The 10,760-nt window shown below is 70.4% G+C and carries 10 protein-coding genes; 5 read left to right on the forward strand and 5 right to left on the reverse strand.

Features of this window, described 5'->3' with window-relative positions:
* Both AOK17_RS44790 and AOK17_RS44795 read left to right on the forward strand, forming a co-directional pair.
* A partial coding sequence (locus tag AOK17_RS44790; RefSeq protein ID WP_206190941.1) for a glycoside hydrolase family 9 protein occupies nt 1-932 on the forward strand: 932 nt, incomplete at its 5' end.
* Between the two features lie 108 nt (nt 933-1,040).
* The gene (locus AOK17_RS44795) at nt 1,041-2,033 is read left to right on the forward strand and encodes a glycoside hydrolase family 6 protein (RefSeq protein ID WP_055618405.1); all 993 of its coding nucleotides are present in this window, start codon (nt 1,041-1,043) and stop codon (nt 2,031-2,033) included.
* Between the two features lie 111 nt (nt 2,034-2,144).
* Here AOK17_RS44795 and AOK17_RS44800 read toward each other — a convergent pair whose 3' ends face one another.
* Nucleotides 2,145-4,106, reverse strand: coding sequence for a DUF2264 domain-containing protein (locus AOK17_RS44800; RefSeq protein WP_055618406.1), 1,962 nt, complete (start codon nt 4,104-4,106; stop codon nt 2,145-2,147).
* Complete coding sequence (locus AOK17_RS44805; RefSeq protein WP_079053645.1) at nt 4,103-5,140, reverse strand: LacI family DNA-binding transcriptional regulator; 1,038 nt, start codon at nt 5,138-5,140, stop codon at nt 4,103-4,105. Before AOK17_RS44805 ends, AOK17_RS44800 begins: the two co-directional genes overlap by 4 nt.
* 360 nt (nt 5,141-5,500) lie before the next feature.
* Here AOK17_RS44805 and AOK17_RS44810 point away from each other — a divergent pair, with 360 nt between their 5' ends.
* From AOK17_RS44810 to AOK17_RS44820, 3 genes are read left to right on the forward strand one after another with little or no spacing between them, the layout of a single operon-like run.
* Nucleotides 5,501-6,988 carry an ABC transporter substrate-binding protein gene (locus AOK17_RS44810; RefSeq protein ID WP_055618408.1) on the forward strand — a complete coding sequence of 496 codons (1,488 nt, stop codon included), beginning with the start codon at nt 5,501-5,503 and terminating at the stop codon, nt 6,986-6,988.
* A gap of 9 nt (nt 6,989-6,997) precedes the next feature.
* Nucleotides 6,998-7,993 (forward strand): carbohydrate ABC transporter permease, encoded by a 996-nt coding sequence (locus tag AOK17_RS44815; protein WP_055618409.1) that lies wholly within the window; start codon nt 6,998-7,000, stop codon nt 7,991-7,993.
* A 13-nt stretch (nt 7,994-8,006) separates the two neighbouring features.
* Nucleotides 8,007-8,879, forward strand: a complete 873-nt coding sequence (locus AOK17_RS44820) for a carbohydrate ABC transporter permease (protein ID WP_055618410.1) — start codon at nt 8,007-8,009, stop codon at nt 8,877-8,879.
* A 104-nt stretch (nt 8,880-8,983) separates the two neighbouring features.
* On the opposite strand, the gene AOK17_RS44825 is transcribed toward AOK17_RS44820, so the two are convergent.
* The 3 genes from AOK17_RS44825 to AOK17_RS44835 all read right to left on the reverse strand — a co-directional run.
* Nucleotides 8,984-9,766, reverse strand: coding sequence for a maleate cis-trans isomerase family protein (locus AOK17_RS44825; protein WP_055618412.1), 783 nt, complete (start codon nt 9,764-9,766; stop codon nt 8,984-8,986).
* 86 nt (nt 9,767-9,852) lie between these two features.
* Nucleotides 9,853-10,335: a MarR family winged helix-turn-helix transcriptional regulator gene (locus AOK17_RS44830; protein WP_055618411.1), complete on the reverse strand. Its 483-nt coding sequence runs from the start codon at nt 10,333-10,335 to the stop codon at nt 9,853-9,855.
* A gap of 92 nt (nt 10,336-10,427) precedes the next feature.
* The coding region (locus AOK17_RS44835) for an alpha/beta fold hydrolase (protein WP_169802004.1) at nt 10,428-10,760 on the reverse strand (333 nt) is incomplete at its 5' end.

The raw sequence follows: 10,760 nt of genomic DNA on the forward strand, positions 1-10,760 counted from the left end.
GCAGGAACTCCGTCTCCCAGCCCCGCTATCTGCACCCGCCGTCCACGGCCGCCACCCTCAACCTCGCCGCCGCCGGCGCCCAGTGCGCCCGGGTGTGGGCCCGCTACGACGCGGCCTTCGCACGCACCTGCCTGACCGCGGCCAAGACCGCCTGGAAGGCCGCACTCGCCCACCCCGACGTGTACGCCCCGAGCAGCAGCAGTGTCGGCGGGGGAGCGTACGCCGACACGGACGTCACCGACGAGTTCTCCTGGGCCGCCACCGAGCTGTACGCCACCACGCACGACCGCGCCTACCTGTCCCGGATCGACACGAGGATCACCTCGGCCGGGTTCTCCTGGCGGGACACCGGCGCACTGGCCGACCTCACCGTCGTCCGCCTGCCGAGCCGATTCCCCGCCCCGATGGTCGCCGCCGCGCGCAAGCGGGTCCTGGCCGTCGCGGACGGATTCGTACGGGACCAGCGTTCGCAGGGCTACCCGAACCCCAGCCTGCCCGCCGGCGGCGTCTACGTCTGGGGCTCCAACAGTGTCACCGCGAACAACGCCCTGGTCATCGCGACCGCCTACGACATCACCCACCGCGACGTCTACCGCGGTGCCGTGCTGGAGTCGCTGGACTACCTCTTCGGCCGCAACGCCCTCAACCAGTCCTTCGTCACCGGTTACGGCACCCAGGCCAGCCACAACCAGCACAACCGCATCTGGGCCAACCAGATCGACCCCAAGTTGCCGACCCCGCCGCCCGGTTCGTTGGCCGGCGGCCCCGACTCGGCCCTCCAGGACCCGGTCGCGCAACAGAACCTCGTCGGCTGCGCCCCCGCCACCTGCTACATCGACGACATCTACTCGTACTCGACCAACGAGATCGCCATCAACTGGAACTCCGCACTCGCCTGGGTGGCGGGCTTCACCGCCGACTCCGCGCGCTGAGAGACCGGTCTCCGGACCACCGCCGTGGCCCCGCCCGCGCCGGACGAGCGCGGGCGGGAGCCGAGCCGAGGGGCCCGCGGCAGCCCCGCCCGAGAAAAGGGACTCACCATGCGATGGAATGCCCTGCTCACCTCTGCCCCGCTCAAAACTGCCCTGCTCCGAACCGCCCTGGCCGGCCTGCTCGTCCTGCCGTTGTCGCTCGTGGCGTCCAGTCCGGCGTCCGCCGCCAGTCCGATCTCCCTGACCAGCGGCTTCTACTCCAACCCGGACTCCGGCCCGGCCGCCTGGGTCCGGAACAACCCCTCCGACTCCCGGGCCGCGCGCATCCAGTCGTCCATCGCGTCCCAGGCGATCGCCCGCTGGTACACCGGAGGTGAGAGCGGAGGGGTCGGTCCGGCCGTGGCCAACTACGTGGGCGCCGCCGACAGTCACGACAAGCTGCCCGTCCTCGTCGCATACAACATCCCGCTCCGGGACGCGTGCGGCGGCCACTCGTCAGGCGGCGCCGGCAGCGTGGCCGAGTACCGCACCTGGATCTCGACCTTCGCGGCGGCGGTGGGCACCCGCCCCGCGGTGGTCGTCATCGAGCCGGACGCCCTGTCCGACTTCAGCTGCCTGAGCAGCGCGCAGGTGAGCGACCGGCTCGCGATGCTCGCGTACGCCTCCCAGATGTTCCAGCAGAAGGCCCCCAACACCTGGGCCTATCTGGACGCCGGACACACCAACTGGGTCGCCCCGGCGACCATGGCGAGCCGGCTCAACTCCGCGGGCGTGGGCAACATCCGCGGCTTCGCCGTGAACGTCTCGAACTTCTACTCCACCGGGTCCTCGGAGACCTACGGCAACTCGATCAACTCGTCGCTGGGCGGCGGCTCCCACTTCGTCGTGGACACCAGCCGCAACGGCAACGGCTCCAACGGCGAGTGGTGCAACCCGGCCGGGCGCAAGCTCGGTGTCACCCCGCGGGTGGGCGGGGGCGAGGACCTGCTGCTGTGGGTCAAGACACCGGGCAACTCCGACGGGGAGTGTGGCATCGCGCCGACGGTCCCCGCCGGACAGTTCAGCCCCGCGATCGCCGTCCGGCTCATCGACGGCACCTGATCGCGGCTTGGGCGCCTGATTCCGGCGTACGGCGCCTGATCCCGGTGTGGGGCGCGGGAACCTGACACCCGCGCCCCACTCCGTACCCACTCGTCGGGCCCGTCGGGCTCGTCAGCGCGGCGACTCCAGTCGGACCGTGTCCTTGGTGCCGTCGGGCCAGGTGACGGAGGCGAGGGCGGCGCCGTCGCCGTCGTAGGAGACCTCCAGGTGTACGTCCTCGGCCGCGGCCGGTCCCTCGACCACTCCGGAGAGGCAGACCAACGCGGCGTACACCGTGCCGGGTTGGACCTCGGCCGTCGTGGCGAGCCAGGGTGTCGCCGAGTACGGGCCGAGAGCGTTGGCGTCCCGCGCGGTCGCGATGCCTGCCTCGTCGAAACCGCGCAGCGCGACCACCGTACTGAACAGGCCGTCCGGGCGGCGCACCCAGGCGCCGGGCCCGGTCCCCTCGTGCGTGAACGGCTGCTCGGCGGCGGCCAGGCAGTACCCGCCGAGCCGCAGCCGCAGCGGCTCCTGAACCGGACCGTCGACCCGGGCCAGCCGGACCTCCAGCGGCCCGTTCAGCACGGACGCCGTCGTGATCCACGGACCCGTACGGAAGGAGGGCGCGGGGTCATGGGCGTACGGGGCGGGGACCGGGCCGAGCGGCCAGTGGGCGCGGTGGCGGGAGACGGCGGTGCGCACACCGAGGTGCAGCCGGGTCAGCGGGCGGCGGTGGGAAGGGCGTCCTTCGGCGTCGAGCAGCGCGATGTGCGAGTCGAGCGGGTCGTTGAGGCTCGCCTCCGTGCTGTCGGGGGCGGCGTGGGAGGCGTAGGCGAGGCGGCTGTAGACCGGGTCGTCCGCCTCGGGGCCGACGCCGTCACCGTAGGCGTGGTCGCTGCCGTGATTGACGACGCGTACGATCCCGTCGGCGGCCGTGCCGGAGACGAGCCACCCCGGGGCGGTCAGCGTCCGCCGCACGTCCCGGGTCTCGATCGGCAGCGACTCCTCCTTCTCCGTCCACACCGGATGCTCGGCGGGCAGCACCAGTCCGGCGAACCCCTTGCTCGACCAGTACGGCGAACCGGGCCCGGAGTAAGGCTGCCGGATCGCCGTGAACTCTCCGTGCCAGCCCAGCGGTTGGAGCCCGCGCCCGTCGAAGCAGCCGGCCTCGGTGAAGTGCCGCAGCACTCCGCTCGCGAGCCGGCGGGTGCGGCCCGCCGGCAGGGGAGTGGCGTCGAAGACGGCGCCGACCCACAGCGGGCAGAGCGTCGCGTAGCGGTAGGTGAGGGAGCGGCCCTGGTACAGCGGGGCGCCGTCGGCCGCCACGAGGTGCTGGGCGTCTTCGAGGTAGCCGCGCAGCCGGGCCCGGTAGCGGGGGAGCAGGTCGGGGTCGGCGTCGGCACCGGAGATGCGGCAGTACCAGAGCGGGTAGTACTGCATGGCCCAGCCCGAGTAGTGGTCGAAGTGCCGCAGCGGTCCGCCCGCGCCGTTCCCGTCGGAGTACCAGCCGTCGCCCGCGTACCAGTCCTCGGTCCGCGCGATCGCGTGGTCGATGTCGGACGCGCTCCACGGGGCGCCCACCGAGCGCAGGAACGCCGACGTGATCGCCCTGAACCAGACCCAGTTGTTGTCGGAGACGTCGCTGTCGAGCAGGTCCGTCATCCAGGCGACGATCCGCTGCCGTACGCCCTCGTCCAGCCGGTCCCAGATCCAGCGCCGCGTCTCGTGCAGCGCGATCGCCACCGACGCGCACTCCACCTTGGCCTGCCCGCACTCGCGCATGCTCGGCCAGTGTTCCGGGGAGCTCGGGTCGGTGCCGGCGGCCAGGCCCTCGGCGTACCAACTGCCGTGGCCGCCCGGGTCGTTGTCGCCGGACCGGGCCAGGCGGAAGCCGGCGAGCAGGAAGGTGCGGGCGAAGCCTTCGAGGCCGTCGCTGTGCCGGCCGCTGCGGCTGGCGGGGCCCGGCAGATGGATCAGGGCGTGCCGGTCGGTGGCGTACGGGCGGACGGCGGCCAGTTGCGCGTCGGCCAGCCCCTCCCAGTGCGTACGCGTCCAGCCGGTGTACGGGGAGAGGAGCCGGTCCTCAGGTATCAACTGTCCACCTTTCCAATGGTGTTGAGGCGGGCCGGGGGTGCCACCGACTGGCGTACGACGACATGCGAGCCGAGCACCACGCGGCGGCTCTGCGGATCGGTGGGACGGCGGTGCAGGGCGAGGCGGGTCGCGGAGCGGCCGAGCTCCTGCTGGGGGACGTGCACGGTGGTCAGCCGGGGGTAGAGGTCCTCGGCGAGCGGGATGTCGTCGAAGCCGATCACGGAGAGGTCGTCGGGGACCGAGCGGCCCAGGTCGCGGGCGGCGGCGATGGTGCCGGCCGCGCTCATGTCGTTGGCGCAGAAGATCGCGGTGGCGTCGGTGTCGGTGAGCAGCCGGCAGGCCGCCTCGTATCCGGACTCGCGCGTCATGTCGCTCTCGGCGACGAGCGCCGGATCGGGCTTGATGCCGTGCGCGCGCAGCGCCCGCTCGTACCCTTCGAGGCGCTGGCCCGCCACGCTGAACTCGTGCGGGCCCGCCAGGTGGGCCACCCGGGTGTGGCCTGCGGAGATGAGGTGGCTGGTGGCGGCGAAGGCGCCGCTCTCCATGTCGCACTCCACCACGTCCACCGGAGCCTTCGCGCCGCCCCGCCATGTCCGGCCGCACAGCACCAGGCGGGCGCCGGCGCGGTCCATCCCCTCGGCGGCGGCGGTGAGTTGGGCGAGATGCTCCTCGGTCTCGGCCATGCCGCCGACCAGGATGATCGCCTCCGCACCCCGCTGGCGCATCAGGTTGATCACCGACAGCTCGCGCTCCGGCACGCCCTGGGTGGAACAGACGAGGCAGACCCGGCCGTCGGCGACGGCCTGCTCCTCCACACCGGAGGCGACGTTCATGAAGAACGGCGAGGTGATGTCGTTGACCACCATCGCCACCATGCCCGAAGCCGTGTTGAGGGAACGGGCGTTGGCGTTGACCACGTAGTCGAGGTCCTGCACGGCCTGCATGACCCGCTCGTGCGTCGCCGGGGGAGCGGTGTACGCCCCGCTGAGGATCCGCGAGACGGTGGCGACGGACACTCCCGCGCGCGACGCCACGTCCCGAATCGTCGCCCGACCTGCGGAACCCCGACCTTGAGCCATGCTCTGCTTCTCCTTGCCCCGGTGAACAGCCGATGTGAGTAACACCGATGAAAAAGTTACACAACCGGCGAGGGTTTCTCTACGCCCGGGTCGAGGTCGGGTCTGCCGGGCTGGTCAGGCATGCCACGGTCGCGGGAAAACGTCCCAGTTGGGCCACTAAAGCCTCGTCGAACCTCTTGACGGCCGTGAGACGTCCCCTTAACGTCCCGGTTACTGTAAACGGTTCAGTGAACGTTACATGCCGCTCGGCATCCCTCTGCATGCCTCTTCGCATCTCTCTTCGCATCCCTCTTCTCCGCCTCGGAGGAACTCCAGATGACTTCGTCGAACGTCTCCAGACGCGGCCTCCTGCGCACCGCCGCACTCGGCGCCGGAACCATGGCACTGGGCGGCGGCCTGAGCGCATGCGGCTCCGGCTCCCCCTCCTCGTCGGCGGACGCGCTCACCTACTGGGACTGGTACGTCACCCAGGCGCCCTGGGTCGACAAGGAGGCAGAACTCTTCGAGAAGGCCCACAGCGGCGTCAGCGTCAAGAAGACCACCCAACAGAACGCCAAATACGCGGACTTGGTGGCGCTCGCCAACCGCAGCGGCAACCCGCCGGACGTCTTCATGATCCCGCAGGTCCCCAGCGTCGCCGAACAGGTCGCCAAGGGCTGGCTGCACCCGCTCGACGAGTGGGCGACGCCGAAGTGGCAGTCGCGCTTCCCCGAGGGCACCTTCCTGGAAGGCGCCAACGTCTTCGACGGCAAGGTCTACTCGGCCCCGCTGAAGGGATCGGCCCCGCTCTACCAGCTCTACGTCCACCACGGCGTCTTCAAGTCCGTCGGCCTCACGAACGCCGACGGCAGCGTCAAAATACCCAGGACCTGGGACGAGGTGACCAGCGCCGCCCAGACGATCACCAAGAAGAGCGGCGGCAAGTCGTACGGCTTCGGCTTCGGCAACGCCGACGGGATCGGTGTCCTCGCCTGGTGGCTGGACCTGTTCGTCCGCGGCGCGGGAGCCCCCGGCGGCGCCCCGACCGGCGCGGCCACCGGCATGGACTACCGCGTCGGCAAGTGGACGTACGGCACGGACCGGGCGTACACCGACTTCTTCGAGCTGTTCGTCGAGTGGAAGAAGCGCGGCTTCTTCCACCCCAACTCCGTCAGCCTCTCCGACGAGGCCGCCCGCGCGTTCTTCGAGCGCGGCAAGTTCGGCATGACCGTCGGCGGTGTCTGGAACCAGCCCGAGTGGACCCAGCACAAGTTCACCGACTACAGCCTGGTCACGCTGCCCTCGCCCACCGCGACCCCGAAGGGCTACTACTACGCCGACCCGGTCGGCAACGGCGCCTTCGCCGCCGTCTCCGCCAAGAGCAAGAAGCCGCGCGAGGCCTTCCAGTGGCTGGACGCGCTGACGTCACCCGCCGCAGGGCGCCGCTGGGTGCAGGACCTCAACGGCGTCTCCGTGTACCCCGCGGGCAACGACCCGGACGGTATCGACTCCAAGCCCTTCGCCGCCTTCGTCGGCATGACCGAGCAGGTGTTGCGCGGACCGGTGCCCCTCGTACGCAATCCGGAGCTGGCCGGCGTCGCGCCCGGCGCGCCCAAGCCCGACATCAGCGATGTGGTGACCGGTATCTACACCGGCCAGATCAAGGACGTCCAGAGCGCGCTGAGCAGCCTGGCCGACAAGAAGTTCCAGATCCTCTCGGACGCGGTCGCCGCGGTGGCCAAGAAGGGCAAGAAGGTCAGCACGTCCGACTACGTCTTCGCCGACTGGGACCCCACCAAGCCGTACACCACGAAGAAGGCGTGAGCTGCCACCATGTCACTCCTCGAAACCCGCGAGCGTCGACGAACGCCCCCGGCCGCACCGCCGCTCGCAGCCCGGAACGGCCTCTGGCAGCGCATCCGCGCCGCCAAGTGGTCGTACCTCTATCTGGCCCCGATGGCCGTGCTGCTGCTGGCCTTCGTGATCTACCCGATCTTCGCCTCCTTCGGCTACACCTTCTACCGCTGGAACGGCATTGGCTCACCGGGCGAGTACGTGGGCCTCGCCAACTTCCGGCAGATCCTGCACGACGGCATCTTCTGGGGCGCCGTCAAGCACACCTTCGTCTACGCGTTCGTGCTCGTCCCGGTGCAACTGGTGATGGCTCTGGCGCTCGCGCTGGTGCTGAACAACCCGAAGCTCAAGTTCGCGCTGTTCTTCCGGACCGTCTACTTCATTCCCGTCGTCACCTCGGCCGCGGTCGTCGGCGTGGTCATCCAGCTCATGCTCGCCAACTTCGGTGACTCGGCCGGCGGCCTGCTGGCCAAGACCGGGATGACCAACGGGCACGTCGACTGGCTCGGCGACCCGAACACCGCCCTGGCCGTGATCATCGCGATCGGCATCTGGCACACCCTCGGCTACAACCTCGTCTACTTCCTCGCCGGACTGCAGACCATCCCGGCGGAGCTGTACGAGGCGGCGAAACTCGACGGCTGCGGACCGGTCCAGTCCTTCTTCCGCATCACCATCCCGATGCTGCGCCAAGTCGGCGTCGTCATCGTGGTGCTGGCCTTCATCGGCAGTTTCCAGGTCTTCGACCTCGTGCAGGTCCTCACCGGCGGCGGCCCGTACTTCGCCACCGAGGTCGTCAACACGTACATCTACCACCTGGCCTTCGGCGGCTCCCCGGGTTCCGCCGCCCAGCCCGACATCGGCCTGGCCTCGGCGGCCTCGTTCCTCTACGGGCTGCTGCTCATCGTCTTCTCCGCGCTGCAGGTCCTCGCCCTGCGCCAGATCAGCCGTCGGCGCACGGCCGCCAATCAGTGAAGGGGTTCCGTCGATGACCACACTGTCCACGCGGCCACGCCCGCGCTCGCGGACGTGGCCGGGCCTGCGCCAGGGCCGGCGCGGCCTGCTCTATCTCGCGCTGCTCGGCGGCGGGCTCATCTGGCTCTACCCGTTCCTGTGGGCGCTGGGCAGCTCGCTCAAGAGCACCGACGGCTTCTTCTCCGGCGGACTGAACCCGATCCCCTCCGAGTTCCACTGGTCCAACTACAGCGAGGCCTGGACACAGGCGGACTTCAGCCGCTTCTTCGTCAACACGGTCCTGTTCGCCATGGGCACGGTCGTCGTCACCCTCCTCGCCACCTCCATGGCGGGCTACGTCCTGGCCCGCACCGACTTCCCGGGCAAGAAGATCTGGCTGGGCCTGGTCGGAGTCACGCTCTTCCTGCCGCACGGCTACACGATCATCCCGGTCTTCGACCTCATCCAGCGGCTCCATCTCCTCAACACCCTCTGGTCGGTGATCATCGTCCAGTCGGCGGGAGGCATGGTCTTCGGCACCTTCCTCTTCATGGGCTACTTCACGACGATCGACCGGGGGCTGGAGGACGCGGCCCGCGTGGACGGGGCGAGCTTCCACCAGATCTTCTGGCGGATCATGCTCCCGCTGTCCGGGCCGATGCTGGCGACCGTCGGCCTGTTCGCCTGCATCACCGCCTGGAACAGCTTCTTCATCCCGCTGGTCTTCACCCTCTCCCGCCCCGAACTGCACACACTGTCGGTGGGCATGTTCAACTTCATCGGCCAGAACTCCACCGCCTGGACCCTGGTGTGCGCGGGATCGGTCATCACCCTGCTGCCCATCGTCCTGATCTTCGTCGCACTGCAGCGGTTCTTCATCAACGGGCTGGCCGGGGCGGTCAAGTAGGGGCGAGGAGTTCGTACGGCCCTGTGGCACCACGCCCGCCACGGCGAAGCGGGTGCCCGCCGTACACCAGGCGTCGATCCTTTCGAGGATGTCCCCGCATCGGCTCAGACGCCCACCGGGCTGGGGACCTGGCCGCCGAGCAGGCTGCCCGCGCCGGGAACGAGCGTGGGCAGGCCCAGCTCTACGAGGATGCGGTACGCCGTGGCGGTGGCCGCCGAGAGCACCGGCAGCCCCGCCGCCTCCTCCACCGGCTGGATCGACGGCAGCGAAGGCATCTGGACACAGGCGGACAGGACGAGTGCGTCGGCCCGTGACAGGTCGAGCCGCTTCCAGTGCTCGCGCAGATCGGCCGGGTCGAGGCGGGCGACGGCCAGGTTGTCCGGCACCTCCAGGCTCAGCGCGTCCACGACCTCGACACCTGCGTCCTCGATGTAGTCCGCGACCAGTCGGGTGAGCGGCTTCATGTACGGCGTGACGATCGCGACCCGCCCGGCCCCCAGGGCCCCGATGCCGTCGAGCAGGGCGCCGGCGCTCGAAATCACGGGCGCCCGGGAGCCCTCGGCGCGCAGCACACCGGTGATCTCGTCCTCGGCGGTGCAGTGGTACCCGGGCCCCTGCGCCATGATCGCCACGAGGCAGGCCGTGGCGACCACGTCGGGCCGGGCGTCGGCGAGCTCCAGTGCCGCGCGCCCGGTCTGCACGTTCATGGCGCGCAGCTGCTCGGGCGTCACGTGCCGCATCCGCATGCGGCTGCTGTGGAAGACGAACCGGTCCTCCGGAAGCAGGGACTCGCGCTGCCGCATCATGCGCGGCAGCTCTGTCTCCATGGTCAGGTTCGAGCTGGGCACGATCATGCCGACGTGGTGATCGGTCGTGGTCGCGTTCATGGTCTCGGTCACGGGATCCTCCAGGTGTCCGGCGTACGTGGGATACGTACGGTGGTCGGCGACCGGGGATCCGCTTCCGCGGCGGGTTACGAGTCCTCGGCCAGTCCCTCCCAGTGGTCGGCGAGGGACGTGAGCAGATGCATGACTTCTTCGCGCCGCTCGGGATCGAAGGGTCCGAGCAGCCGTTCGTCGAGTTGGCGCGCGCGGCGGTTCGCGCCCTGGAGGGCCAGCTCGCCCTCCTCCGTCAGATGGAGCAGCTTGCGGCGACCGTCGTCCGCCGCCGTCCTGCGTACGATCAGACCCCGGTTCTCCAGCCGCCGGGCGACGTCCGCCATCGTCGACGTGTCCAGGGAGACCGCGGACGCCATGGAGCGCTGGTCGCTCCCCGGTGCCGCTTCGACAGCCTGGAGCACCGCGAACTGCGGGCCCGTGAGCGTCGGGTCGACGGCACGGATCCAGGCCGCGAGATACGCCTGGTAGAGGCGGCGGACCTGGTAGCCGGGCGCGGCGGTGAGCGCGGGGGGCGGGCCAGGAGGCGTGGACGTCGGGGTTGAGGTTTCGTCACCCATGGAGCCCACTTAAGCACGGCACTTGATCGAGTCGTCAGCCGGACCGGCGATCTCCGGGAACCCGCGCGCAGATCTGTACCCACGCGCCGATGTCACGTCGGCATCGGGCGCAGTGCCTCGCGCAGGGCCGTGAGCGCGGCGGGCGGGTTGTCCCAGAACAGCATGTGGCCGGCGTCCGGGATCTCGGCGAGCACGGCCGACGGCAGCCGCCGGGCCGCCTCCGCCGCGCCTTCCTTGGTGACGACGGGGCTGTCCGCGCCGTACAACAGCGCCGTGGGCCCGGGAACGGACGGCCACCAGTCGAAGAAGTCCTCGCTCTCGAAGCCGCGGTGCGTGGCCGTGACGGCCTCCGTGTCGCAACTCGCCAGCCAGCGGGCCCGCAGCTCCTGCTCACGGCGCGGCCAGCGCGGCCAGGACCGGGCCAC

The sequence above is a fragment of the Streptomyces phaeochromogenes genome, from assembly GCF_001418655.1.
GTDB lineage: Bacteria > Actinomycetota > Actinomycetes > Streptomycetales > Streptomycetaceae > Streptomyces > Streptomyces phaeochromogenes.

Coding starts and splice junctions, on each gene's coding strand:
- AOK17_RS44795 (WP_055618405.1), top strand. CDS start 1,041: ATGCGATGGAATGCCCTGCTCACCTCTGCCCCGCTCAAAACTGCCCTG.
- AOK17_RS44810 (WP_055618408.1), top strand. CDS start 5,501: ATGACTTCGTCGAACGTCTCCAGACGCGGCCTCCTGCGCACCGCCGCA.
- AOK17_RS44815 (WP_055618409.1), top strand. CDS start 6,998: ATGTCACTCCTCGAAACCCGCGAGCGTCGACGAACGCCCCCGGCCGCA.
- AOK17_RS44820 (WP_055618410.1), top strand. CDS start 8,007: ATGACCACACTGTCCACGCGGCCACGCCCGCGCTCGCGGACGTGGCCG.
- AOK17_RS44825 (WP_055618412.1), bottom strand. CDS start 9,766: ATGAACGCGACCACGACCGATCACCACGTCGGCATGATCGTGCCCAGC.
- AOK17_RS44830 (WP_055618411.1), bottom strand. CDS start 10,335: ATGGGTGACGAAACCTCAACCCCGACGTCCACGCCTCCTGGCCCGCCC.